General features: G+C 43.8%; 18 protein-coding genes and 1 tRNA gene. 5 read left to right on the forward strand and 14 right to left on the reverse strand.

The genetic code is table 11. The features are described 5' to 3' along the window. Positions 1-239 precede the first annotated feature (239 nt). Together A3860_RS30795 and A3860_RS30800 are read left to right on the forward strand one after the other, a co-directional pair. On the forward strand, positions 240-1,433 hold the full coding sequence (locus tag A3860_RS30795) for a pyridoxal phosphate-dependent aminotransferase (RefSeq protein WP_081153959.1): 1,194 nt from the start codon (positions 240-242) through the stop codon (positions 1,431-1,433). 178 nt (positions 1,434-1,611) lie between these two features. After that, positions 1,612-2,592, forward strand: a complete 981-nt coding sequence (locus A3860_RS30800) for a phosphatidylinositol-specific phospholipase C (RefSeq protein WP_081153961.1) — start codon at positions 1,612-1,614, stop codon at positions 2,590-2,592. Between the two features lie 45 nt (positions 2,593-2,637). Here A3860_RS30800 and A3860_RS30805 read toward each other — a convergent pair whose 3' ends face one another. The 8 genes from A3860_RS30805 to A3860_RS30840 all read right to left on the reverse strand — a co-directional run bounded on the left by A3860_RS30805 (position 2,638) and on the right by A3860_RS30840 (position 12,154). Continuing rightward, positions 2,638-2,868, reverse strand: coding sequence for a hypothetical protein (locus A3860_RS30805; protein WP_081153963.1), 231 nt, complete (start codon positions 2,866-2,868; stop codon positions 2,638-2,640). 854 nt (positions 2,869-3,722) lie between these two features. Then, on the reverse strand, positions 3,723-4,910 hold the full coding sequence (locus A3860_RS30810; RefSeq protein WP_081154078.1) for an exo-beta-N-acetylmuramidase NamZ family protein: 1,188 nt from the start codon (positions 4,908-4,910) through the stop codon (positions 3,723-3,725). 156 nt (positions 4,911-5,066) lie between these two features. After that, positions 5,067-5,864, reverse strand: coding sequence for a helix-turn-helix domain-containing protein (locus tag A3860_RS30815; RefSeq protein WP_081153965.1), 798 nt, complete (start codon positions 5,862-5,864; stop codon positions 5,067-5,069). Between the two features lie 33 nt (positions 5,865-5,897). Further along, entirely contained in the window at positions 5,898-6,782 is an 885-nt protein-coding gene (locus A3860_RS30820) for an SDR family oxidoreductase (protein WP_081153967.1), read from the reverse strand. A 92-nt stretch (positions 6,783-6,874) separates the two neighbouring features. Further along, positions 6,875-7,621: an SDR family oxidoreductase gene (locus A3860_RS30825; protein ID WP_081153969.1), complete on the reverse strand. Its 747-nt coding sequence runs from the start codon at positions 7,619-7,621 to the stop codon at positions 6,875-6,877. Between the two features lie 64 nt (positions 7,622-7,685). Continuing rightward, complete coding sequence (locus A3860_RS30830) at positions 7,686-8,276, reverse strand: TetR/AcrR family transcriptional regulator (RefSeq protein ID WP_081153971.1); 591 nt, start codon at positions 8,274-8,276, stop codon at positions 7,686-7,688. Positions 8,277-8,359: 83 nt separating this feature from the next. After that, positions 8,360-10,819, reverse strand: coding sequence for a histone H1-like repetitive region-containing protein (locus A3860_RS30835; RefSeq protein WP_081153973.1), 2,460 nt, complete (start codon positions 10,817-10,819; stop codon positions 8,360-8,362). 117 nt (positions 10,820-10,936) lie between these two features. After that, complete coding sequence (locus A3860_RS30840) at positions 10,937-12,154, reverse strand: WG repeat-containing protein (RefSeq protein ID WP_081153975.1); 1,218 nt, start codon at positions 12,152-12,154, stop codon at positions 10,937-10,939. A 766-nt stretch (positions 12,155-12,920) separates the two neighbouring features. Between A3860_RS30840 and A3860_RS30845 the strand changes: the two genes are divergently transcribed. Continuing rightward, positions 12,921-12,994 (forward strand) — tRNA-Met (locus A3860_RS30845). 372 nt (positions 12,995-13,366) lie between these two features. Here the strand turns inward: A3860_RS30845 and A3860_RS30850 are convergent. From A3860_RS30850 to A3860_RS30875, 6 genes are all read right to left on the reverse strand, one after another. After that, positions 13,367-14,347 carry a DUF5007 domain-containing protein gene (locus A3860_RS30850; RefSeq protein WP_081153977.1) on the reverse strand — a complete coding sequence of 327 codons (981 nt, stop codon included), beginning with the start codon at positions 14,345-14,347 and terminating at the stop codon, positions 13,367-13,369. Between the two features lie 47 nt (positions 14,348-14,394). After that, on the reverse strand, positions 14,395-15,081 hold the full coding sequence (locus A3860_RS30855) for a hypothetical protein (protein ID WP_143774341.1): 687 nt from the start codon (positions 15,079-15,081) through the stop codon (positions 14,395-14,397). A 31-nt stretch (positions 15,082-15,112) separates the two neighbouring features. Next, on the reverse strand, positions 15,113-16,690 hold the full coding sequence (locus A3860_RS30860) for a RagB/SusD family nutrient uptake outer membrane protein (protein WP_081153981.1): 1,578 nt from the start codon (positions 16,688-16,690) through the stop codon (positions 15,113-15,115). A gap of 24 nt (positions 16,691-16,714) precedes the next feature. Further along, positions 16,715-19,858 (reverse strand): SusC/RagA family TonB-linked outer membrane protein, encoded by a 3,144-nt coding sequence (locus A3860_RS30865; RefSeq protein ID WP_081153983.1) that lies wholly within the window; start codon positions 19,856-19,858, stop codon positions 16,715-16,717. A 765-nt stretch (positions 19,859-20,623) separates the two neighbouring features. After that, complete coding sequence (locus A3860_RS30870; protein WP_143774342.1) at positions 20,624-22,972, reverse strand: YhdP family protein; 2,349 nt, start codon at positions 22,970-22,972, stop codon at positions 20,624-20,626. A gap of 546 nt (positions 22,973-23,518) precedes the next feature. After that, positions 23,519-24,352: an AraC family transcriptional regulator gene (locus A3860_RS30875; RefSeq protein WP_081153987.1), complete on the reverse strand. Its 834-nt coding sequence runs from the start codon at positions 24,350-24,352 to the stop codon at positions 23,519-23,521. 94 nt (positions 24,353-24,446) lie between these two features. On the opposite strand from A3860_RS30875, the gene A3860_RS30880 reads away from it, so the two are divergent. Next, positions 24,447-24,839, forward strand: coding sequence for a DoxX family membrane protein (locus A3860_RS30880; RefSeq protein WP_081153989.1), 393 nt, complete (start codon positions 24,447-24,449; stop codon positions 24,837-24,839). A 113-nt stretch (positions 24,840-24,952) separates the two neighbouring features. Beyond that, a complete protein-coding gene (locus A3860_RS30885; RefSeq protein ID WP_245843670.1) occupies positions 24,953-25,795 on the forward strand; it encodes a polysaccharide deacetylase family protein in 843 nt (280 codons plus the stop codon). The last annotated feature ends 4 nt before the right edge of the window (positions 25,796-25,799 follow it).

Consider the following 25,799-nt stretch of genomic DNA (forward strand, 5'->3'; position numbering starts at 1 on the left):
TTCACGGGCTTTGCACAGCGCGATAGATATATGGTCCTCACGGCGAAAGCTGTGAGGACTTTTTTTATAACCCATGGTTCCCAATGCTCTTTTTTTTTTTTTTTGCAGGTTATAATGCGTTGACTTTCATATGGGCTTAAAAATACCAGTCTATAAGAACAGTATTTTATGTAAATAACACATTCTCAACCACAAACAAAGCATAACAACATTAAAACAGGGAACCCTATATTTGCGAAATGCTAACACTTAGTAGTCGCGGCCAGCTGATGCCGCCATCGCCTATTCGTAAACTGGTACCTTTTGCAGAAGCTGCAAAAAAGAAGGGCGTCAAGGTATTTCATTTAAATATTGGCCAACCCGATATTGAAACACCCCAGCCCGTTCTGGATGCCGTTCGGCATTCCGACTTTAAAGTGCTGGAATACAGCCACAGCGCCGGCAACGAAAGTTATCGCCGCAAACTGGTACAATACTATAAAAAGGCTGGTATTGAAATAGATCATACCCAGATCATCGTAACCACCGGTGGTTCAGAAGCGATCTTATTCGGTTTTATGGCCTGCCTCGATGTAGGTGACGAAGTGATCATTCCTGAACCATTTTACGCCAACTATAATGGATTTGCCGTTGCTGCCGGTGTTAAGGTAGTACCGGTAACTTCAAATATTGAAACCGGTTTTGCCTTACCGCCCATTGCTGATTTTGAGAAACTGATCACGCCCAAAACCAAAGCGATCCTCATTTGCAATCCCAATAACCCCACCGGTTATTTATACAGCCGGGAAGAAATGGAAACGCTTAAGCAGATCGTTCAAAAGCATAACCTGTATTTGTTCTCCGATGAAGCGTACCGCGAATTCTGCTACACCGGCGAACCGGTAAGCGCCATGCAGTTACCCGGTATTGAAGAAAATGTGGTGCTGATGGATACCATCTCAAAACGCTACAGCGCCTGTGGCGGCCGTATAGGTGCCCTGGTGACAAAGAACAAACAGGTGCTTGACAGTGTGATGAAATTTGCACAGGCGAGGTTAAGTCCGCCCTCCTTTGCGCAGATACTGGGAGAAGCAGCCGTTGACCTGCCCGACAATTATTTTGATGCTACCAAAGCAGAATATCTGAAACGCCGCAATACGCTGGTAAAGCGGTTGAATGAAATGCCGGGCGTAACCTGCCCCAACCCCGGCGGTGCGTTTTATGCCATGGCGCGTTTACCCATCGACGATTCAGATAAGTTTTGTCAATGGTTGCTGGAATCATTTTCTTACAACGGCCAAACCGTGATGCTGGCCCCGGCCAGTGGCTTTTATGGAACTGCCGGATTAGGAAAGAATGAAGTGCGGTTAGCCTATGTGTTGAATGTGGGCGATCTCAATAGTGCGATGGATTGTTTGCAGCAGGCGTTGAAGGAATATCCGGGCAAGAAGTAGTATAGTAACATGTACGTATACCTGAGGCCGCTTTCGAAAGAAGGCGGCCTTTTTTTTAGTTGGTTGCCGGTCATACCCTTTACTTATTAAGTCTGGTTAAAATATTATCGAAATATTAATCAGTTCGCTAAAATGGTTATGCGAACCCGGTTTCCTGTCTTTATTCATAAACCTATTTATGAAAAGACAAACCTTACAGCTATTCATTTTTATTTCAACATGTACGCTATTACTGATCGGTTGTAGAAAAGACCTGCAACAGGAACCCGTTTCAACCAATGAACAGGCATCAACTGCTCCACAAGCCAGGATCGCTGCAGCTACTTTCAGCGCAACCAGCTGGATGCAATCATTGCCCGACGGTTACCTCCTTTCTCAATTATCTGTTCCTGGTTCGCATGATGCGGGCGCCCGCTTTGAACCGGTTGCAGGTACCGCCAAATGCCAGTCGCTGACCATCGCCGATCAATTAAATGCAGGTATCCGCTTTCTCGATATCCGTTGCCGGCATATAGACAATGCCTTTGCCATTCATCATGGATCAATATATCAGAATCTGAACTTTGATGATGTATTAAATGCCTGCTTTAGTTTTTTAACCAGTAATCCCGGCGAATGTATTATCATGTGCGTTAAAGAAGAATACGACCCCTCAAACAATACCCGCACCTTTGAACAAACATTTGATACTTACACACAAAAAAATCCTTCACACTGGTATCTCGGTGCTACCATTCCATCATTGGGTGCTGTGCGGGGTAAAATTGTTTTAATAAGAAGATTCGGCGCCACCACAACGCCTAAAGGAATTGCAGCAACCAGCTGGGCCGATAATACAACCTTCACGATCAACAACAGCGAATCGCAATTGCGGGTGCAGGACAATTATGTTGTTCCGGATAATAATGGTAAATGGACCAACATAAACAATCTGTTAACTGAAGCAAAAAGCGGGAACAGCAATACACTGTATATCAATTTTACCAGTGGGTATAAATCACTCATCTTTAGCATACCCAGCATCACAACCGTTTCGAATAACATTAACCCACGCGTTATCTCTTACTTTACAACAAATACGCAGGGAAGATTTGGAATTATACCGATGGATTTTTCAGATGCGCAAAAAGCAACGCTGATTGCACAAACAAACTTTTAAGTTATCTAACGTGTGGATCTGTATTAGTATGGGTCCACACTTTTATTATGCAGCCGACTGGTTTACGGTTCTTCCCAACAACGCTCCTACGACCTTGAAATACCGGTGCGGGGTGATCTCATTCACCGTTTTATAATCAGGAATAAAACCGGTACCCCGGCACATATCCTGAATAGAAACCATGGCTTCCGGTTTTCCTCTTGAAACAACTACCAGCTTCCTGCGCCGTTTGGCGCCAGCTTTATTCTCCTTCACTGTTACAATAAAATAAGCCATTATGCAGGGATTTAATCGTTATTGGCACACTTCTGTCCAATATTATTTAATCCCCTGTTTCTAACGGTTACCGGTTTATTTATTTCCGGCACAATAAGCACTTCCTTTTAGTACCTCGTAAACAATTTGATCATTTAGAACTTGTAAAAACCGTTAGTTGCAAACGCAAAAAGGCTCCCCGGGGAGCCAATTATTGAAGGTATAAGTTTTCAGATTGAAGCAACACGTTGTGCGTTCAGGCTACAGCAAAAAACTGAAAGCCGAACGCTACCAATCACAAAGGCCGGGCATTTCAACAATTTTGCCTTAAGCCTTTTTACAAAAAAGGTTCTGTCATCATACACAAAAATTAACCAAGGTGTATGCATGATGCGGGTACAGGATCCAGGAAGTAAGCGTATATATTTTGAAAAGATATTGGTTTTAAAAAGAGGGGGCCAGATAAAAATAACGCCCCCGATTAAATCCAATATCCTTTGAATATCCTGTTCCTTACATTACAAATTACATTCCAACTGTGTTGCATTTCTACTCTTTCTTACAGTAAATTCTTATAAACGCATTTTTATTTACACAACAGCTTACTGCTATCGTAATATTACGAAGCCTGAACGCATTGCCAGGTGTATAATGAAAAAGCCAGGCTCCCCATATACCGGGACCCTGGCCATTCTATATTGCTCTTTATATCTATTAAGGTACGATCAATTTATAAGTAGCCGAAGTGCCATCAACTGTATTAATGTTCAACAAATACCAGCCACCCGGCCAGCCGGTGGTTGAAATATCAGTTACCGCATCACTGAATGTAAACCGGTGGAACAAGGTGCCGTTGCTGCCAATACGATCTTTCGCTATTGGTAAATAAGAAAGGGTTGAATTCGTAATAACCAGTCACTGCATGTAGTATATGTTTTTATGTCTTCTGCAAAATCAGCCAATGGTATATCGAACAGGGTTGCGGAGTTGGAAATGCCCGATAACAGATCAAGATGCTTTTTACCTGATGGATTTACATGAGTGGGATAAGTAGCCCATTGAAACAATTCCGGATGCAATTCCTTAATGATCCGGATGAGCAGCCAGCCGGCCGCCACCGGCATAAAGGAAGCAGTACTGGTAACATGCAACATAACACCAGCACATGGCATAGCAGCATATTTCCCTTCAGTTGGTGTAAATAGAACTGGCCTGGCATGTACGCTGCCCGACAGGGTTGGGATCAGCGTATTAAATAGCCGGGCCGTTTTATTGGCCAGCAACCAGGGCGCGCCAGCCACTCTGAATGGAATTGCTGTTCCCCTGCCCTCGCTGCAATTCGTTGCTTCCAGAAAACAAAGCCCGGGATATAATAAAGCCGATTCAAAAACCGGAATAGCAGGCGATAGTGGAACAAAAGATTGACACCAATCGGAATAAAACATACCTCGTTCCCAATTGAGGCATGAAACAACCGTAAGCCGGCAATTTATTGCATGCGTTTCATTAAAGAAGCGGGCCAATTCACCCAGCGTACAACTATGCCTTACTGGTATCGACCAGCGCCCGATGAAACTGCTGCAATTAGTTTCATCCAATAGTGGCCCTTCGGCCAATAACAAATTTCCTGAAAGCGGATTGGGCCTGTCGGCCACAACAAAAGGAATATCAAAAGCGGCACAAGCTTCCATCACATGCGATAGCGTCCATAAGTACGTATAAAAACGACTGCCCACATCGGGGATGTCAAAAAGTACGAGGTCGATACCGGCAAGATCAGCCTGCGCCGGCGCCAGTTTATCACCGTACAAACTAATGACCGGCAAATTTGTGAGCGGATCAATAGTATTATCAATTGAATGCCCATCTGCCCCGGTAGTATCGAGTCCATGTTCCGGCGAGAATAATTTCACGATATTAAAACCGTGTTTCAATAAAGACACGCGTGATGGAATAAACCGGTTGGTGGTTGCAGCATGGTTGGTTACCAACGCTATATTGCGGTTCTTCCAGTCAGGATGCTGAGTCAGCAATACATCTATTCCAAATTGAAGTGGAGGCATACAGGAAAAGTAAGGAAAAATTGGCGACTGATCACCGGTTTGTTGTTCCTTCCGGGCAATTAACAACTTAATTTGCGCCACAGCCTGTTGAAGCCTTTCTTCCCAGTTTCCTTTTATTACTACTCACAGCACCGGAGCAAAGGTTTTCAGCACAAATCAGATCTTCGAGGGCGCCACCCCGTAGGCATTCTTAAAGGCATACGAAAAATGCGACAGGTCTTCAAACCCAACTTCCAGGTAAACATCTGAAGGTTTGTTTCCCTTTTCTTTAATGAGATAATGGGCTTCCTGCAATCTTTTCTGCAACAGCCAGTTGCCGGGTGAGGCATGAAAGATCTTTTCGAAGTCGCGTTTAAAGGTAGCCAAACTTCTCCCCGTTAAATAGGCAAAGCGGTGAAGGCCTACATTGAACTGGTAATGCTGCAGCATATATGCTTCGAGATCGATCTTGCCCGGTTCTGTAAAATCGAAAAGCGTATCCTTCAATTCAGGCTGGTTGCGCAATAATAACAATACGGCTTCTTTTACTTTCAGGGCAAATAATGGGGCGTTTTCTTCAGGTGATAACTCTTCATATGGTAGTATAGAATCCATAAAACTCTTAAAGAGCGGATGAGGTGTCAATTTAACAATCGCAGACGAAGTATGCGATTTAGTGGCCGTATAGCCATGTTCGATACTTATTTTGCGCAGCGTTTCCTGATCCAGCATGATAGAAACCGATTTGAAAACACCGCCTTCCGGCGGATGTTTTACAAATTTCGCCAACTGGTTCCTTTTTACGAACCTGAAATCTCCCGGTTCAAACCGGTGTTCCCTGCTACCATCGTTCACCAGTAAAGTGCCTGCAAGATGGTAACTGAACACATGGTCCTGAATAAATTGTTCACCCCCGCGACTCACCTGGTGGTAGCAGGAGTAAACAATTCCAGGATTTGAGGGCTGTTGAGCCATAGCTTTCACTTTAAATATGCGTTATGGCAAAGGTCAATTTTTTTTGCCAAGCAATTGCTTCCCGTAACTTGTTTCCAGGAAATTGCCGGCTTCCTCATGATCGGTGGAAAGCGTTACGGGCAGCCATTTTTCAAACTCTCCTTTTCTGATCTCATCTGCACTCCGTAACATACCAGCCGCTTCACTGCCCAATATAAGATGAACCGGCGGTTCGGGATGTTCAACCAGATCGAGCATCACCTTCGCTGCTTTTTCCGGATCGCCTACGGGCACAAATTTACCGCTTTGAAAGAACTCAACCCGCTGGTCAACCGTGGTCTCGTACCCTTCAACAAAAGGAGCATAGGTCATGGAAGCACCAGCCCAATCGGTACGGAAACCACCGGGCTCAACCGAAGTTACCTTTATGCCTAATGGAGCTACTTCCTTTGCCAGCGCTTCGGTAAACCCGCTTACGCCAAACTTGGCAGCCTGGTAAATAGAAACGCCTGCATTACCCACACGACCACCTATGGAACTGATCTGCAAAATGCGCCCGCTCCGTTGTTTACGCATATGTGGCAATACCGCACGCGTTATATGAATGGGGGCAACCAAATTTGTTTCGAGCTGACTGCGAACCTGTTCATCGGTGAATGCTTCTGCCGCGCCAACAATTCCGAAACCGGCATTATTAACCAGCACATCAATACGGCCAAAATGTTTTACCGCCTGTTCTACAGCATGGGTGATAGCTTCCTGATCAGTTACGTCTAACTGCAGCGGAAGTATCTGCGAAGGGTATTTAATTACAAGATCAGCTAACTGTTGAGGCTGACGGGCAGTGGCGGCAACCTGATCTCCTTTTGCCAGCACCGCTTCGGTGAGTGATCGTCCCAACCCGCGGGAACTGCCTGTGATAAACCAAACTTTAGTCATGGTATTAATTTTTTGATACCACAAAGTTGGTGTTTACCGGCCTCCACAGGTTTGTTTAAAAGCTCAAAGGTGGTTTGTTAAAAAGCTCAGGCCTATGCCCCTACTCCATTGAATTGATTCAGTGTAGCTTCCGGTGCCTGCAGGAATGAGAAATATACTTCTTTCGTTCTGCCCGGTCTTACCGCATATTCGTTCTTTTGCAAGGCGTTGAAAATGTCCTGCGCCACTTCATCGGGCGATAATTTTTCGGCAGTGAAATCTTTCGTCATGTCGGTATCAACAAACGGTGGAAACACTTCAAACAGTTTTACATGCGGATGCGTTCTTTGCAGCACCAGTCTTAATGCCTGGGAATAAGAGTGCAGCGCCGCTTTTGTCGCACTGTAAGTTGCTATTACCGTAGCAGGCAAATAGGAAACGATGGATTCAATATTGATAATGGCGGCTTCTTTGCTGGCCTTCAGGAAAGGCAATAACTTTTCTGTTAACCGTACTACCGACAGGTAATTCAGGTCCATTTCAAACTTTGCCTTTTCATACACCCCATTTTCACTGTCGAGCGGATAAGCAGTCACTACACCGGCGTTGTTCACGAGGATATCGAGCCCGCCGAATTTTGATTTAACCTGCTTAACCAGGTTCTCAACATCCGCTTCATTGGTAATATCAGCAACTACGTACGATGTGCCGGGCAATTGGGCTACGGCCTCTTTGAGTTTATCTTCACGCCGGCCGGCCAGAATAAGCTGGTTACCTTTTCCTGATAATTTTTTTGCAATAGAAAAACCAATTCCGGTTGCACCACCTGTAATAAGAATGGTTTTGTTTTCGATGTTCATATTGTATGTTTTTAATTTATCAATTTTTTATACCGATCGGTATATTTTAAGTCAAAAAAAAGGACTATTTGCAATAGTCATTAATTTCCTGTTTCAGGGCGTCAACAATAACCTGCATCTGCTTTGTGTTACCCTGTAAGCGGGCAATCCACATGCCGCCTTCAATCATGGCAAAGGCTTTTATGGAGAAGACTTCTGCATCAAAAGATGGCTTGAACTCACCAGCATCAATACCAGCCTTTACGATCTTTGCGATCAGGTTTTCTGTGGTCTGGATGGCCTTACTCACTTTATGCTTTACTACCGGATTGGTATCATCAGCCTCGGTACCAAAATTCATGAGCGGACAACCGTAATTACCCTCCTGCTGCGCTACGGTGTTGAAGTAATAATCAAACAGGGCAAACAGTTTATCGCGATTGGTAGAAGCGCGCGACATGGCCATGCTCATATCGGCCACCACTCTTTTCACCAGGTAATCAAAAGCTTCGAGACAGATCTCATCTTTACTCTCGAAATTACCGTACACGCTTCCTTTCGTAAGCGCCGTCGCCTCCACAATATCATTGATAGAAGTTGCAGCCATGCCCTTTTTATTTATAATAGGAGCTGCTTTTTCAACAATAAAATGTCTGGTGCGCTCTGCTTTTGTCATAACACCACAAAAATATACCGAATGGTATAATTTACCAAATATTTCTTTTTGCCTGCTCTTTCTGCCTGGTAAGCGACTGATTATTAATCTTCGAAATAATGATTTAATTTCCTGAGGCGGGAAATGATGGCTCCTTTTGTGCGGCCGAAGTGGGCGGCTATTTTACCGAGGGCCGTTCCATTGTCGTAATGAATTTTTAATTCATCATCCTGTTCATCAGACCAGGGTTTGTAGGCATCCTTGTTTACTTCCCGTTTATTCCAAACGGTATAGGCCTTTTCTTTGGCGCCGGGGGAAACAGCTCTCTTTTTAGCAGGTGTTTGTTTGGCAGTTGTTTGTTTGGCAGTTGTTTGTTTGGCAGTTGTTTGTTTGGCAGTTGTTTGTTTGGCAGTTGTTTGTTTGGCAGTTGTTTGTTTGGCAGTTGTTTGTTTGGCAGTTGTTTGTTTGGCAGTTGTTTGTTTGGCAGTTGTTTGTTTGGCAGTTGTTTGTTTGGCAGTTGTTTGTTTGGCAGTTGTTTGTTTGGCAGTTGTTTGTTTGGCAGTTGTTTGTTTGGCAGTTGTTTGTTTGGCAGTTGTTTGTTTGGCAGTTGTTTGTTTGGCAGTTGTTTGTTTGGCAGTTGTTTGTTTGGCAGTTGTTTGTTTGGCAGTTGTTTGTTTGGCAGTTGTTTGTTTGGCAGTTGTTTGTTTGGCAGTTGTTTGTTTGGCAGTTGTTTGTTTGGCAGTTGTTTGTTTGGCAGTTGTTTGTTTGGCAGTTGTTTGTTTGGCAGTTGTTTGTTTGGCAGTTGTTTGTTTGGCAGTTGTTTGTTTGGCAGTTGTTTGTTTGGCAGTTGTTTGTTTGGCAGTTGTTTGTTTGGCAGTTGTTTGTTTGGCAGTTGTTTGTTTGGCAGTTGTTTGTTTGGCAGTTGTTTGTTTGGCAGTTGTTTGTTTGGCAGCAGCTCTTTCAGCCAGATAACTGTTTTGATCTAGGCTGGGTTCCTTCGGTTTTACTTTTACAATGCGTGCAGAAGCCGGAAAATCTTTTGGTAATAAGGTTTCCGGAATATGCAAAATATTCTTTGTGCGGGTAATGGCTACGTACAATAAATTGATCTCTTCATTGAGCCGGGCGCTGTCGAATTGGGCGGTTTTGTCGCTGGCCTGTTTTTCCTTCAGTTCTTTCAGTTTTCCTTCCGACAGAAAATCATTTACCAGGTGCACCACATCATATTCCATTCCTTTGGCGCGGTGCACGGTTGAAAAGATCATTTCGGCTTTGTTGCGGTCTTCATCACCGGTATGCAGGTCTTTGAGCGATTTGATGATGCCATGCACTTCATTTCCATATTCACGAACGATCTCGATCATGGTGGCCAGCTGATGGTCTTCGGTTTTCTCAGCATATTCTTCCAGGTCGTCGATATCTTTCATGGAACCAACCACCTGATCGCGGATGCGATCATGATTGCCATTGTACAAACTCAATACATCATATAATGAGGCGCCATCATCGGCATACATATAGGAGCTGATGTTGCCTTCGAAGTAAATATGTTTCACCTTGCTGTTGTCGGTAATAAAATCAATTGCTTTCAACAGCAAGCCCAGGTTGGTGCGGGCAATGGTAGCTTTAACGAGTTCTTTTTTGCCGGCGCCTTTGCCGGCAATGGCTACGGGTTTGCATTCGAACAAATGATTTTTCCACGAAAGCACTTCGATGGCGAGATTGGCAATTTCCTGCGGAAACCGGAAACTGGTTGACAGTTGTAAGGTATTGAAATTGGTTCTATCCAGTGAATTCACGGCGTGGCGCCAGCCATAGATCTGTTGGTGGGTGTCGCCAACAATTACTTTGGTGGCTTTTTGTTTCGTCACCACATCGAGCATGGCGGCGGATGCATCCTGCGCTTCATCAAACAGGATATAATCATAAGGAAGCACCGGGTTCGACAATTGAAATTTCTTCAGATAAAAATCATGGGTGATCTCTATTTCTCCCCTATCCATTTTCGCCAACAGCAAGCGGGTGCCATCTTCAATGAATTTATAAAAAGTGTGCGCGAATGATCTGGCATTGGTGTCAACGAGGGTATCGAGATAATTCAGCTCCTGCACTTTTGCTTTATCGCTGTTACAGAAGTACGCCGCGAATTTGCTGATGTGATTGGCAATTACAAATTCGGCATGCTTTTCCCCATTACCCCTGATATCGAGCAGCTGGCAGATCTCACTGTTCTTATACCCCTGCGCTTTTACTTTATAATTATGTTTGAATACGATATGTTTGTAAGCCAGCGAGTGAGCGGTTTCTACCTTTACATTTGCAAGACCATAGTCGGCAAACTTGCGCACAGCTTCCAGCTTCACCGATTTATTGAACGCGAGGTACAGGATGCGCGCATTACCAGGGCGGGAAGCCGCATATTCAATGATGGTGGTAGTTTTGCCGGAACCGGCTACCGCGTTGATGCGGAGATCACTGCCAGCGTTAATGATAGCAGTTTGTTGTTTTGTCAACGTTTTTTTATTGAACACTTCTCCTGAATTTTTACCTGCAGCAGTAGACATAATACGGGAATTAGCAATAAAAAAGGCTCCTGCCCCGAAGCCTTTTATCTGGATGCGAAGATGGGCGTTTTTGGAGTTTTTAGCAAGAAATGTTGCTCACTGTTAGTGTTGAAAAGTTTATCGCATTTCAATGATACCCCATTTACCGTTGAATTTAACCCAGGCGCGCTTTTTGTAGAATGGACCGGCCTTTTCGAAAACAATTTCTGACAAAGGTTTCCCCTGTTCATTCAGATAACCGTATTTACCATTAGACCTGGCGATCAACAGGCCATTGCCGGCACTTTGTAGATCCTCATATTCAAGGGGTATGGAAATCGCCTTTTTTGTGAGATCAAACACCCCATATTTTAAGTAGGTATTCTCGTACGCCCACAATTTGGCAAGATCGTCGTATTGCGTTTTGAAAAAGAACTTCGAAACGATCAATTTATCAATTGTATATTCATTGAATTCGTTGAACTCAAAGGGGATTATGACTTTACCGGTGCTATCAATGGCGCCATAATCGCCTTCCTTAGACACAACGTATAACCCGTTGTGTCTTTGTCTGTAGGCGCTGAATTGCGGCTCTACCACTATTTTAAAATTCCGGTCAATGAAGGCAAAGCCTTTTGCATCTTTAATATTAATTAACGCAAGGGGGCCGTCGAAAGAATTTACACTGGTCCAGTTATCGGGACAGGCAAAAACAGTATTCCCCTTTTTATCAATAATGCTCCATTTGTAGTTGTCTGGATTCATAACTCCAGCGATACCACCACTAAAGGGCGTATTATACATGTATTTAAAATCTGTAAGAGAATTACCAGTTGGGTCAATATATCCGCCCGCCGTTTTTTCATTGGGCAGATACACTTCTACAGGCAATGCATTTTCTTTGAAAGCATCACCTTTGATACTTCTAATAGGGAACGCTGTTTTAAGCCTGGAGCCATCGCCCCTGAACAGGAGAATTTCGCCGCTTACAGACAGCGCATAAAAATCAGGCTTGATGAAAGAGAAAGAATAAGCTTTGCAGGGGTATACTGTATCACCTTTGAGATTGATAAGACCAATATTGCTACCTTGTTTCACAGGGATCAGTCCTTTTTTGTAAAGCGGCTCAGCGCTGATGGTGTCGACCTCCAGGTGCCCTTCAAAATCTATGAGCCCGTATTTGTGGTTATTGACAATATAGGAATATCCTTCATCCATAACAGGACCAATAAAACCATTTTCCAGTTCGAGAAAAGGTTCCTTATACCATTTAAAATTTTTACCAGGGATATTTTGGGCAGACAGATCAGAACAAAGGAAAAAGGAAAATAGAACCCATAAAAATTTGTGGACCATACCAGGGAGGACTTTATTGTAAATATATGAGGATTGGGTGATTGAAGAACTGTCAGGATCTTATGGGATGAGGGTATTTTACTGGGGCGATAAGGAATTCTTCGGAAATGCTTCGGGATTCCTTTGGAGCAACACTGGGGCTGCTTCGCAAATTTGCGAAGAAATCCAAAGCCTGGTATGAGTGAGGCAGGAATTAGGTGCAGCTAAGATCCGAGGGATGGTGAATATTGGTCATTTCAAGGATTGGATGACTCTGTTCTAAATTGTTCCCATTTAGAGAATACTTTCAGGAAAGCTACGGTCAAGCTTCGGTCAAGCTTCGGTCACGCTTCGATTGTCCCGGGCTGGGAAAAGTGGGCTAAAAAGCGGGGAAATTAGCTTGTGGAGACTTATACCAATCCCCAACAATTAGACTTGATGCAGAGCCCGTCTCACCAAACCCCATGCTTTTGGCTGGAAGGAATTTGTGAATAATTGAATGGGTTGGAGGATTATTTGCGGTCAGAAGGGCTTTAAGGAATTTTTACTAAGGATTTACAAATTAAACACCCGATTTAACCTTAAACAGGTTCTTTAAAACCTGTAAAACGATATTTTTCGGGATTTTCGTAAATAATTGTACCATAAGGCCTAATAAAATTTTCCCGGAAGCGATTTTTTTCTATTTTTGCACCCCATTATTTCACCCCCATGATAAATGGAGAAATGATGGAAAGCGTTGGATTCATGCCGCCAATTGGCGGACCCGGGTTCAACAAACATAATCGGCGGGATAGCTCAGGTGGTTAGAGCGTTGGATTCATAACCCAAAGGTCTCGGGTTCAACTCCCGATCCCGCTACAGAGGAAAGGCTTCAGTTTTGAAGCCTTTTTTATTTGCTCGTTGTCAAGTAGTTAGCGATTAGGTATTGGTTCGACTTTATAAGATTTTGGTTCAACTCCTGATAACGTAACAAATAAAAAACGTGAAAAAAACACTTTCGCACCTCGCAGTGATAAATGAAAGTAATTTATAGATTATTAATGTTTTAGTGTAATCGCGATACTTCAATTTGGCCATAATTAGGTTTTAATTTGGAATAGAGGGACGAGATTGTGCAGGCCATGATTTTTGAGAGAGGTATCGTGAGAAAAGTCTTCAAAAAATGCATCCGGCTTTTGGCAGGATGCATTTCCTAAAGATAGCAAAGCGTTGAGATGGCTAAGTCTATGCTCAGTTTGTCCGGGTGACATCTGTCAGCCTTAGCTCGATGATATACGTGCCTTCCATTTTCAGGGTAAAGGCAAAGCGGGGATTAACCGAATACAAGCCGGGTGTAAAACCATCTATGGTTGCAAACTTGCTGGGTATGCGGTAATAGATCAGGTGCCCCCAATCGGTGGTAGGGGTTATATATTTTGCCAATGGGAAAGGCGCTACTTCAAAGTCGCAGATCATAGCCGTATCGGTGAATTGTACCGGGGTGAATCGGGCATAGTTTTCAAAGGTTGGGCGGTCGCCACGCCGGATGATCTCGCCGGCTTTGGGATTGAAGGGTTTGCCGTTCTTGTCAGAGATCTTCAGGATGATCCGGGCGCCATCGTTAGATACTTTGGTAAAGGTGAGCTTTGGATTTTTGTGTGCTGTTGCAACGCCGGTTACATCGTGAAAGGCGTTGGAAACATTGTCTTCCTGCAGGAAGATATCTTCGGGAAGCGGGTCCACAATATTGATAGTGCCGAATGAAGGAAACAGTTTGGTGCCATTTACATTGGTCGCCTGCAGGTCGAAGATATATTTGCCCAGGGGAATGTTTACGGAACCACGGTTGAAGCTGATCTGTCCGCTCACGGGATTGAACTCCATAGGCGTCACAATTCTCTTTTCCCTTTTCTTATTCAGTTCGGCTACGGTGGTATCGGTTTTAATATCGAAAGTCATTCCGGGTTTGAACATGAGCACTTCATATTCCCTGAAAAACTCTTTCGGCGCAGGATCTCCGTTTTCATAGCGCAGGTTCTGCATGTCAAAGTTAATGGGCGGGGTAGAGCCATCGATATCTATTCGTTGCGATTGCACCAGTGGCAGACCGCGCAGGCAATAGATATTCTTATCGATATAGCGCATGGTATCGCTCAAAAAACCTTCCTGTATTTTTTTACAGGCCATACCGGTTATTATAAGGACCAGCAGCAAGTAGATTATTTTTCTCATGGTGTAATATCTTGTTTGTAAGAGAATAGTGATAATGTATGTTCACATTAAGGCAGCGGTTCGGTATTGAAGAATAACCGGTGAAAGTTGCTCAACACATGGATGGTGCCGGTGTTGGTAATAATACCAGTGGTTTGGCAATCATATCCCATGTCCTTATCTTTTGCCGGGATGGTGGTTTGATCGGGCTCTGTTTCGTCGCGTGTGCCGATCACTTTGGTAAAACGGATGTAATCCACATGATCGATGTAACTGCCGTAATCCTGTGTTCGCCTGAGGTTGATGTAAAACGATGCATTGGGAATGGGACCCAGCAGGTTTTGATAGTACTTCCCTTCCACTGTTAGCTTATCGCGGCCCAGGTCGCCATAGAACATATACATCTTCAGCGAGTCCTTCACTTCCTGCAATGGAAGACTGTCGAGCGTATAAATAATATTTTCATCATGCAGCTCAATGGCCCTTCTGTAGTAGCGTGCTCTTACAAACTCATCCACACTGTAGTTGGTGCAGGCAAAGAATGTAATGTCGCCATTGACCGTCTCTTTTAGTCCGGCCCTGTCTATTAAATGCACCAGGGAAGAGAATTGGGGTTTTGACTTCAGGTAATCGTATGTGGTCATATCGACCTTTGGGTTGTGCGTGCCGCCATCTGCTTTATAGCTGTTTTTGTTGCAGGATACAATACTGCCGGCCATAACAAGTATAAGTAGTGATACTATAATATTTTTCATAATAAAAAGATAATTGAGTTAAACACAATGATCAAATCTTGCCCAGCCAGTAAGAAGTTTGTACCAGGAACCTGTTTTCCTTGAACAGGGAAGGGCTTACCGGCCAATAAAAACCACCCCTTGCAAAACGGCCTTCAGAAAGCCAGTCAACAAAGTTGGGATACATCCTTGTTCTGAGCAGGTCGAAAAAGATATGACCTTCCAGGTACATCTCCTTTCCACGCTCCACAATGTATTCATTCATCAGGTCGTCGCGGGTATATGTATCATCAACCCGGTTAGCAGGATTGGAGCCATTGCGCTGCCGCGATTCATTGATCACCTGTATCGCCGTATTGAGGTCATTTTTATAAAGCGCTATCTCTGCCTGCAGCAATTTCATATCGGAGTAGCGAAAGATGACCATATCATTACTTAGATAGGCGTCGAGGTTTTGTCCGGGATTCCGGTATACTACATTACTGTATTTACGGCACATGGGTTTAGCACTATTCACATAATCGAAGTTCTTGCGGTAACGAACATCGAGCGTATCAAGAGGGCGTGTCCACTGGCTGCCATCCCAGTACCAGAACTGGTAATTGTTGTTGAAGTAAGAATTGGGCACCCAAAAGCGTGCGTTGTTGCCGAAGTAAGATACATATTCGGCACCGCGAAGGAATTCCAGGCCGATGTGCGCACTGGAACCTTCCTGTGTTCTATCGTCCATGTATAGTTGGAAAATGCCTTCCGGTGAAGTGGCGGTGTTGCTGCGGCCGACAAAGGTCATGTAATAATTGGACGTATCGGTATAGGAATAACCGCCCTCGGCCAGTAGTCTGGTAAGGGTCGTATCGGCATTTTGCACATCCGCCGGGTTCGGCACTTTCGAGTTGAGATCGGCCATGGTGGCGCGCCACAGATACAGGTGCGTCAGCAGTGCATATACAGAACCTTTATTAGCCGTGACTGCTCTTTCCGATTTTACGGTATAACCCCAATTCAGCAGGGCTGCGGCTTCTTTACAATCCTTTTCGATCTGCTTTTGTACGTCGGTGGCTGAAGTACGCGGTAACTGGGGCGCAGTGATCGGATCTTCGTATGCTTCGATAACGAGCGGTACATCGCCCCAAACGCGCGTCATTTCAAAATAAGTGAAAGCCCGGATAAACAGTGCCTGTCCCTTTATTTTCTTCCTGAATTCTGTGATATTGTCTATATCGGAAAGATCTTTGTCGGTTGCCTTATCAATCTTGCTGATGATGAGGTTGCTCATGGTAATGGTCTTAAAAAACAGCGTCCAGTCGCCCAGGCTTTGCACATTGTACTTGAATGTAAAATCGCCATTTTGAATACCTTCCAGCCCATCGCCATTATAATCGATGGTGAAATAATTCTTGGCAACCGCATCGCCATACAAGTAATAGCGGTTGTTTTTATTGGTTAGTGTATTTCGCAGTAAGGCATAATTGCCGGCCAGGGCCGATTGATAATCGCGGCCCGACTTCCAGAACACCTCATCGTAGGTCGAGTTCTTCGGTGTTTGTTCCAGGATCTTTTTGCACGCACTGCCTGTGACAATGCATACTAATAGTAGTAGAATGGTATATATTGATAATTTGCGTTCCATGCTTTTTCTATTTATGCGGTTACATTAGAATTGAACTTCGAGGCCCAGGGTGATTTTTTTAGGAATAGGATATCCTGCACCGCTGTATTCACCGTATGAATTAACAGCTTCGGCATCGGGCAGGTCATGTGACCGCTGGAATATCGCCAGATTGTCGACAACGCCAAATACCTTGAACCGGTCGATCTTGAACCTGCTAAGGAACTTCTGGGGAAGCTCATAGCCCAGCGTAACGCTTTTGATCCTGAAGTAATCTCCTTTTTCAAGAAAGAAGGTCTGGGCTGATGTATAATAGTAGCGATAAGTGCCCAGGTCGTATTTGGCATATTGCGCATTATCACCTGATTGGCGCCATATATTGATCTTATTGAGATCGGGAATGGAGTATCGTACAAAGTTATTATACGGGTCGCCATCGGTGGAGTTGGAGAAGCGGTCGGCTTTGAACAGGTTCAGCACATCGCGGTCGAAGGTAAAAGTGCAGAATACGCCGAGGGAAAAGTTCTTCCAGGAGAAATTGTTCGTAAAGCCACCGGTGATCTTTGGATTGGGATCGCCGACAGGCATTTTATCGGGGTTGAGACCATCGTTGAATACGTCAATGAGATAATCGCCATCGAGATCTGCAAACTGGAAGTCGCCCCCGCGGTACTCGCCATTGGGATTCCTTAAGTGGGTGCCGGTATAAGGATTGATGGGAACGTCCTTATCAGTAGAATATACGCCAAGCGTTTTGTACAGGTAAAAGGCATTGATAGGGCTGCCAACAGAAAGGATATGTGATTTGTCGAAACGGTCCCCACTCAATACCAGGTCTCGGCCGCCATTGGGCAGGTTCATGATCTTATTCTTGTTATAGGCGATATTGAGCCGGCTGAACCATTTGAGTTGGCTCTGTTTTGGCAGGAAGTTAGCTGCCAGGGTTAATTCCACACCTGCATTCCGCACACCTATTGAATTGGTTTTGGCCACATCATAGCCCGATGTCACGGGCAGTATAACTGAGAACAAACCAAAGGAATTTTCTTTGTTGTAAAAGTCGAGCGAGGCGGAATATTTGCCATTCAACACCTCTATATCGGTGCCTATATTCCATTGTTTTGATTTTTCCCAGCTCAATCCTTTCTGGGCGGCTCCATTGTAGAAGTTGGGTGTAATAGCGGTGATAGCGTTGTAGGTGCCTGCGCTGCCATTACCATTAAATCCGCCGGCATTTACATTATACAGGTTGTATTGCAGGTAGTTTTCGGTGGGCATGGCGCCGGAAGTTCCAAGGCTTGCGCGAAGCTTGATCATGGAGAACGTATTCGCCACGGCTTTCATCCATGACTCTTCCGTCAGGATCCATGCCGCCGATACAGACGGAAAGAAACCCCATTTGTTGTTTTCACCAAAACGGGAAGAACCATCGGTACGTATACTACCCGAAAGCAGGTATTTGCCATTGAAGTCATACGCCATACGCGCATAGTACGACAATAAGCCATAAGCCTGGTAGTCGGAATACGCGCCTATTTTTAATTGCTGGAAGCCCTGTACTACCTGGATCTGGTCGGAGGCGCCACCAAATCCCGATGCCTGGGTGTTCTGGTATTGATCGTAGGTGAATTCCTGGCCAGCTACCACGCTGAGGTTATGTTTGCCAAAAGTATTTACATAGCTCATGTAATTGGATGACAGGATGTTGATCTCATTGTCGGAGAAGGTATAGGAATAATTACCATTACCATTCTGCAGTTCATTGGTTCGGTTATAATCGCGGCGGGAATTCTTATTGAGATAAGAAGTGAGCGACGTAATTTTCAGGTGATTACTGATGGCATAGCTCAGGTTCAGGGTAAAGTTGAACTGGTTTGAAATGTTTTTGTCGAGGTTGTCATCGTATTGCCCCAGCAGGAATGCCTTTTTATTCGGGTCGAGGTTAAACAGGGATGATGGCATATTACTGGCGCCAAGGCTGATGGGGCTATTGCCATCGCCATTGCCGCGAGCTTTATCGGTACGCGAGTAATTGATGATGGGATTAATGTCCAGTTTACCACCCAGTGCACGGGCGCCCAGGTTCAGGCGCATGGTATATCTTTTAAAGCCGGTAGCTTTGATGATACCTTTTTCATCGTAGTAGTTCGTGCTGAAGCGGTAGGAGGCACCGCCTTCACTGGCGCCGCTAAGGCTCAGATCGGCATTCTTTACATTACCGGATTGGTAGAACATGTCCTGCCAGTCGGTATTTCCATTGAAAGCAGGATTCAGGCTATCTGTAATAAGCGCCGGCAATCCCCTTTGCTGGTTATAATCCAGTTGTTGCTGCAGGATGGCCAGTTTGGCCCTTCTTTCCTCCACGCCGAGCGTAACGTCACGGAGTTTGGGGCGTTGCACAATACCGGCATAGCCCGATAAGATCACTTTGGGAGCGCCCGTCCTGCCTTTCTTAGTGGTAATGAGGATAACGCCATTGGCGGCGCGGGAACCATAAATAGCAGCTGCTGAAGCGTCTTTCAAAACGTCGATAGACTCGATGTCATTGGGGTTTACACCGCCGAGATAGTTAAGGCCAGTGCCTGTTCCAGGCCCTACATAGGTTTCGGTAGGCTGGGGCACCCCGTCTACTACATATAAAGGACTGTTGAGCACATTATTTTCATCGTAAGCTGAGCTCAGCAACGAACTTCCCCGTACACTTACAGAAGGAGAGGCGCCGGGCGCGCCGCTGAAGTTTTGTACGTTTACACCGGAAAGCCGGCCTTGCAATAGCTGGTCAAAACTGGAGGCGGGCAGGTTCGCCAGTTCCCTCCCCGAAATACTGGAAACCGCAGCGGTATTCTTCTTACGGGTCACTTTTTGATAACCAATGATCACGGTTTCCGACAGGTTGCTGTTCGATTCAGTCAACTTAAGGGAAAGCTGCTTATCGCTGGTGATCTTTACGGTTTGAGCGGCATAGCCCACCGAAGATATTTCCAGCACGGCATTGATGGATGTTGGAATAGAAAAGAAACCCTTGTCGTTGGTAGTAGTTCCCTTGTCGGTGCCCCTGATTTTTACGCTGGCATTTGGGATCGGTGCATTTCCCGGGTCAGTAACGACTCCTGTGATTATAACCTGCTGAGCATGAGCATAGAAAAGCAGGCATAGCAGTACACATGATAAAAAAAGCTTTTTCATCATAGCATTAGTTTGGTTTAATCTAAAGTTAGCTTTAACGTCAGGATAACTTTAGGCTAAACTTAACCGATAGTTGACCGATTTTGCCAAACCAATCCCATTTAGCATTGAAAATATCTGGTAAAAACCGCCCGGCGCGGGGGAATAACGACGTATACTTACACGTGAACAGTATATGAGTTGGTTATTAGAGCTTGGAAAAAACAACCACCTTCTTGAAAACAAATCTTTAGTTGATAAACGAATCGGTTATCTGTTTTTACGGTTCATTGTGGAGAGTTGCACTTTTTGATGGATCACCAACAAAAGCGGAGATGCCACAATGTCCTCAGCTAAACAAAAAAACCTTTGTAGGAGAGGCATTGCGGGAACGGGAAACCCCGATGCCGAAGGAACTTGCACATATTCGAGCGCTACCGCTTTGCTTGTTTAAGTTCATTTGAACATCGAGGTTTTAAAATATATTTCGCTGAACTATGCACTATAAACCTCACAGGGCAATGCTTATTTATGTACTTACCTGTCAGCCAGGATGATGCTGGCAGTGTTTCTAGTGAGCCTGACCATACGGCGGACTGGCGATGTTATCTATAGTCCATATTTCACCGACAAGTGTGATGACGTATGCAGTGTTCCCGATTATTTCAAGTGAGGTGGGTCGATCAAGTTTGTCGGCGATGACGCTGAACGTACCATCCGCATTTACCCTCACAAGTGAGCCGGTTACCTGTTCAGCTTGAGTTGTTCGTCTATTTTGGAAATGTGATCTTAACCGGTCACTTTATAGTTTAAAACCGTATCTGCTTTCTTTTCCTTGTTATACCATTTAAACAGGTCAAGTTTAAATTTTATATTTCCATCTTCACCCGGCCTGCCGCGGATAAAAATGCTTTTACCCCCTTTTTTATTAACGCCAATATTTTCCGGGTTATAATCCTCATCACGCTTTTTAAGGTTGCTCAATGGAACCTGTATGCTTAGATCGGTAGTACCTTTTTTACTGTATACTCCCTCTACGAATATTGACATGACACTGGATTGAATTTCCATTCGGTTGATCCTGACTTCCTGGTTACTTATTTCCAGCCGATCCTTTAATTCGGCAAACCGGATATTGTCAAAATTCCTTTTCTTAAATATAAAGTGCTGTAATTTTTTTATAGGTTCATAATTATTGAGGGCGCCGTCTTTCAGGGAGAAATCTACCTGGCTTACGATGGTAGAAGGAATAATATGGCCGTCATTTGCAATTTTCATGGTGGCTTCAACGTGTGCACTTAGTTTTCCTTCGAGACTTTGAGCTGTAAGTCCATCCTGTCCAAAATTGTTGAAACCGGCAAACACTTTGCGAACATCTACATTATCCATATTTACTTCCAGGTTAGCCATATGAAAACTTGTTTGGTTCAACAGGCTACCTTTTAATGCGATATGTCCTCCTGAATGATCCATACTCACGTTGTTGATAATATAGCGATCATTGAGGAGCGTAATATCGGCCAACGCATTCCTTCCTTCAAAATCTTTATAGATAAGCTTGCCTGCATTTAATTTCACCTGAAATCTTCCACGTTCTATGAAATCATCGATTTTATCAGCAATGGCCTGCAAAGTAGATTTTTTTGCCAATTGCCGCCTGCCCGGTTCTTTTGATTTGAACATGTATAAGAATGCGCCCAGTTTCATTACGGGCATATGAATGTTCCAATTAATATTTGCGTTATCAGGTTGTGTATTAATAAGGGTAAGCAGGCTTTTGGCCTGTCCATCCATAGTAATGGTATTATTAAATACTTCACATTGCAGGTTCTCAACAAACACATCCGAGTTTTTGAAAACCAGCTTGCCACTCACTTTTTTCATTTCTACCTTTCGCGGAAGATATTCAATAACGGCATTTTTAAATGAAACGGTACCATTTAAAAATGAATTCGTATTATCATTTTTAACCAGCGGTCCTACGTAATTTAATTGTACGTTTCCTTCTCCCTGGTTTAAATATAAGGTGTTGCTTCCTATCAGTTCGTTTAATTTGGTAAGGGAAAAATTTGATGTCAGATCGCAGGTAAGTAAAGGCTGATATAAATTAAGGATCCTGATCTTTTCAGATCTTACAGGTAACCCATGCCACCTGGCCGTAAAATCATTTATTTCTATCTCCGAATTAGGGTCTTTTCTGGACAGGCCTGCCACCACTTCATTGCTGTAAAAACCACTGAAGGTGGCCTGTTCAAAATCCATGAAAAGTGTATTTAAATTAGCATCTTTGGCATGCCAGGTTACATATACTTTAGGTTCACCACCTTTGAGCGGTCCGGTTATAGCCGCGTTTGCATCCAATGAATTATTGATATCAACAATGGAGAGGGCCCTGATTAGTTTTTGCGGCAGGGCAGATTTGATAAAATCGTATGATACTTTGTGCGTGTGTATACGCAGTTTGTATTGCGGTTGAGCGCCTGCCCACTCAAATTGTGCGCTCAAATTAAATGGTTGCCCGGATAATTGTATATTAATACTATCGAAGGAAAGGAGTTTGAGTTCCTTTTGATATAACACATTAAAATGGCCAAGGAAGACTTTGTCTTTCACAAAGCTTCCCCTTGCTGTATTAAAGGCAAGACTTTTTACCAGGATATTGACCCTGCTGGATAATACAAGACCGTACTCCTTATTGTAAACACCCACTTTAAGCTGATTAATTACCAGGTCATACAATTTTGCTTTTTTTCGATCATCAACAATAAAGCGAACATCTTTGAGAACCAGGTTCTTTAATTCATTTTTTGCTTCACTTTGCCGGGTGCTGCCTGACGTATCTCTTTTTAAACGAAGCAGGTAAGTATTGGTATACCCTGTTGAATCGGTGTACAAATGTAGTTCACCTGTTTTAAGCCAGATGCCTTTAATAGGAGGTTGGTTATTGATCAGTTTTAAAACATTGATGCTGACAAATATTTCCTTCCCCTTAAAAAATGTATAATGGTGAATATTAAACAGCGAATCTGTAATGCTGACGTTCTGGAGTAATACAGATACATGGGGGAAATTTCTGAGAAAGCTAAGTTCAATATTTCCAATGTTAACCCGGCCGTTTATCTGGTCACTAATTTCCATAGTCACCTGCCGGATGATCCTTTGCTTATTAACAGAAACATACAAAACAACTGTAATAACCAGCACCAATATAACCGCCAGAAATATTTTTAATACCCTAAAAAGATATGTAAGATGCTTTTTCAGACGGGAGATTTAGTGGTGACGATGTATGACCTATTATAGGAATATAAAAACCATGCCTTGCCTGCACCAACCGTTCCTGTACAAAAGGTCAACCTTCCGAAACAGGAAAATCACTCAAGGGCTTCTCTAACAAGAGAAGCCCTTTTTCTTTGATGGTGTTGTAGTTGTGAATGAGGGCTCGGTGGAGCCGGGGTGTTCGAAGTGTACCCCATCATATATGAGACCACCTTCGAACACCTTCCCCGTTCACCTGGTTACCGGCGACATACTCTGGGCAAATTTGCACTTCCTGTTTTGGTTGTCACTGGTACCCTTTTATTTATCGTAACCTGGCCAACAGTTGGCGGATGGGCTTTGGAATTTTCTGTCATTCTTTAAGCCGGAACATATTGATGAAAAATCCTATACCCCCTCAACGTTTCAACCTGATCCCAATTTTGCTTTTCTGAACTCAGTAGGGCTCATACCCCTGTATCTTTTGAATAGTTTATTCAAATGACTTACATCGGCCAGGCCAAAATCGCTGGCAATTTCATTCAGCCGGGAAGAAGTATGTAATAGCCGCGCCTCTATCAAATGTAGCCGGTAGGCATTAATATAATTCTGTAAAGTCTCGCCCGTTTGCCGTTTAAAATAATCGCTCATATAACCAGGCGACACATTAAAATGCCCTGCCAACTTTTCTATTCGTAAGGCTTCTGGCGTATAAATATTCAGGTGTATATAACCCACAACCGACATAGGTTGGGAAGGAAGATATGTTGTAGCGGATTGTTGCAGCGCGATGTTGGTTGCGGAAATAGTAATGATCGTATTCAGCAATTGCTGTATGACTTCCTGCCTCGCTGTACTCATCCTTTGCTGCTCCTTTAACAAAGCTTCGGCCAGCGCCCTGATCAAAGGCTTGTCTTCTACATTTTTAAGGATACAACCTGGCAGGTGATTGTGATTATTAAAAATGTATTCCAGCTTCTGCAGCCATTCCTTAGACTGCGTCTTCAAATAGCTCTCATTAAAACGCAAAAAGAAAAAGCGGGTTCTTTCATTTATCTCGAAGCCATATGTATCCTGCGGAAAGATCAGGAACAATTTATCAGGGCTGTAAGGCAACTTATGCTTATTAATAACCTGAACCCCGTTGCCTTCCAGGATAAACACCAACTCAAAATAGGTGTTCTTATGCTCGGCTACCGTGTACGTATCGGATTCGAAAACACCTAATTCGAATGGTTTATGAAGATTACTGACTTGCATCCTTCCAAAGTACAAATTTTTCAATTAAAAGTACAAATCTATCAGGGTACGCAAACGGAATTTTGTTCTATTAATAACATCAAAACTCAATACGATGAGCACTATTTCTTTCTTACTACTTCGGCTGGCTATTGGTGTCAGTTTTTTTGGGCATGGCCTCGTCCGTTTTCCCAAGCTCAAGGCCTTCAGCAATTGGATGGCTGATAATTTCACAAGGTCTATTCTGCCGCAAGCCCTGGTTATACCATTCAGTTATGCGCTTCCCTTTGTGGAGTTTGCCATCGGCTTCCTGCTGCTTGCCGGTTTTTTGACTAAGTATGCACTGGTAGCTGGCGGCATGGTAATGCTGCTGTTATTGTTTGGAACAACCATGATCGAAAATTGGGAAGCCGTTCCTTCTCAGATCATTCATCTGGCGCTTTTGGCGGTTCTTTTACATTTTCTTGATGCGAATGCCTTCGCGCTGGATCATTTATTAAAAAAGTAAAATTATAAACAATGCAGTCGCGCAGAACATTCATGAAAATGACAGGTACAATTGGTATCGGTGGCATAATGCCCTTCAAGGATCTACTTCAACAAAACTCAACACGTCAATCAATGAATATACGGTCAAAATGGGCCGATGGCTCAAGATTAGTGGTCTCCATTTCCATGCAATTTGAAGCAGGTGGTCACCCTGATAATGCAGAGAGTCCGTTTCCCGATAACCTGGAAAAAGGATACAAAGATCTGCCCGCTGCTACGTGGTATGAATACGGCTATAAAGAAGGAATTCCAAGAATGTTGGATAATTGGGATAGATATGGCATCAAGGTTACTTCTCACATGGTAGGTACTGCCGTGTTGAAGAATCCGCAACTTGCAAAAGAAATCGTGGAGCGGGGACATGAAGCAGCTGCGCATGGAATGAACTGGAGCTCCCAGTATAATCTCTCGTATGATCAGGAAAAAAAGTTTATCAGTGATGGCGCAGATGCCATTAAAAAAATTACCGGTGCAACGCCGGTAGGTTATAATGCAAACTGGCTCCGCAGAGGAGAAAACACCTTAAAAATTTTACAGGAGCTTGATTTCAGGTATCATATTGACGACCTGAGCCGGGATGAACCTTTTATTATTCAGGTAAATGGCAGCGATTTTGTTGTAGTGCCTTATACCCTTCGCAACAATGATATTCTTTTGATTGAAGGAAAAAACTTTTCAGTAGACCAATTTTTCAATCAGGTAAAACAGGAGTTTGATCAACTATATGCAGAAGCTGAATTTAAAAGAAGGCAGCTATCTATGAGTTTTCATGACCGCATTGGCGGTACGCCGCAGATGGTGAAAATAACCGGAGATCTCATCAGATACATGCAACAACATAAGGGCGTTTCCTTTAAAAGGAAAGACGAAATTGCAGCATTAACGCTGCACGATAAAACCAGCATACGCGAATAGTTTG

The sequence above is a fragment of the Niastella vici genome, assembly GCF_002077945.1.
In the GTDB taxonomy this organism is placed as follows: domain Bacteria; phylum Bacteroidota; class Bacteroidia; order Chitinophagales; family Chitinophagaceae; genus Niastella; species Niastella vici.

Excerpts from the sequence above, each read along its gene's own strand:
- A3860_RS30795 (WP_081153959.1), top strand. The coding sequence starts at position 240 with ATGCTAACACTTAGTAGTCGCGGCCAGCTGATGCCGCCATCGCCTATT.
- A3860_RS30800 (WP_081153961.1), top strand. The coding sequence starts at position 1,612 with ATGAAAAGACAAACCTTACAGCTATTCATTTTTATTTCAACATGTACG.
- A3860_RS30805 (WP_081153963.1), bottom strand. The coding sequence starts at position 2,868 with ATGGCTTATTTTATTGTAACAGTGAAGGAGAATAAAGCTGGCGCCAAA.
- A3860_RS30810 (WP_081154078.1), bottom strand. The coding sequence starts at position 4,910 with ATGCCTCCACTTCAATTTGGAATAGATGTATTGCTGACTCAGCATCCT.
- A3860_RS30815 (WP_081153965.1), bottom strand. The coding sequence starts at position 5,864 with ATGGCTCAACAGCCCTCAAATCCTGGAATTGTTTACTCCTGCTACCAC.
- A3860_RS30820 (WP_081153967.1), bottom strand. The coding sequence starts at position 6,782 with ATGACTAAAGTTTGGTTTATCACAGGCAGTTCCCGCGGGTTGGGACGA.
- A3860_RS30825 (WP_081153969.1), bottom strand. The coding sequence starts at position 7,621 with ATGAACATCGAAAACAAAACCATTCTTATTACAGGTGGTGCAACCGGA.
- A3860_RS30830 (WP_081153971.1), bottom strand. The coding sequence starts at position 8,276 with ATGACAAAAGCAGAGCGCACCAGACATTTTATTGTTGAAAAAGCAGCT.
- A3860_RS30835 (WP_081153973.1), bottom strand. The coding sequence starts at position 10,819 with ATGTCTACTGCTGCAGGTAAAAATTCAGGAGAAGTGTTCAATAAAAAA.
- A3860_RS30840 (WP_081153975.1), bottom strand. The coding sequence starts at position 12,154 with ATGGTCCACAAATTTTTATGGGTTCTATTTTCCTTTTTCCTTTGTTCT.
- A3860_RS30850 (WP_081153977.1), bottom strand. The coding sequence starts at position 14,347 with ATGAGAAAAATAATCTACTTGCTGCTGGTCCTTATAATAACCGGTATG.
- A3860_RS30855 (WP_143774341.1), bottom strand. The coding sequence starts at position 15,081 with ATGAAAAATATTATAGTATCACTACTTATACTTGTTATGGCCGGCAGT.
- A3860_RS30860 (WP_081153981.1), bottom strand. The coding sequence starts at position 16,690 with ATGGAACGCAAATTATCAATATATACCATTCTACTACTATTAGTATGC.
- A3860_RS30865 (WP_081153983.1), bottom strand. The coding sequence starts at position 19,858 with ATGATGAAAAAGCTTTTTTTATCATGTGTACTGCTATGCCTGCTTTTC.
- A3860_RS30870 (WP_143774342.1), bottom strand. The coding sequence starts at position 22,972 with ATGGAAATTAGTGACCAGATAAACGGCCGGGTTAACATTGGAAATATT.
- A3860_RS30875 (WP_081153987.1), bottom strand. The coding sequence starts at position 24,352 with ATGCAAGTCAGTAATCTTCATAAACCATTCGAATTAGGTGTTTTCGAA.
- A3860_RS30880 (WP_081153989.1), top strand. The coding sequence starts at position 24,447 with ATGAGCACTATTTCTTTCTTACTACTTCGGCTGGCTATTGGTGTCAGT.
- A3860_RS30885 (WP_245843670.1), top strand. The coding sequence starts at position 24,953 with ATGAATATACGGTCAAAATGGGCCGATGGCTCAAGATTAGTGGTCTCC.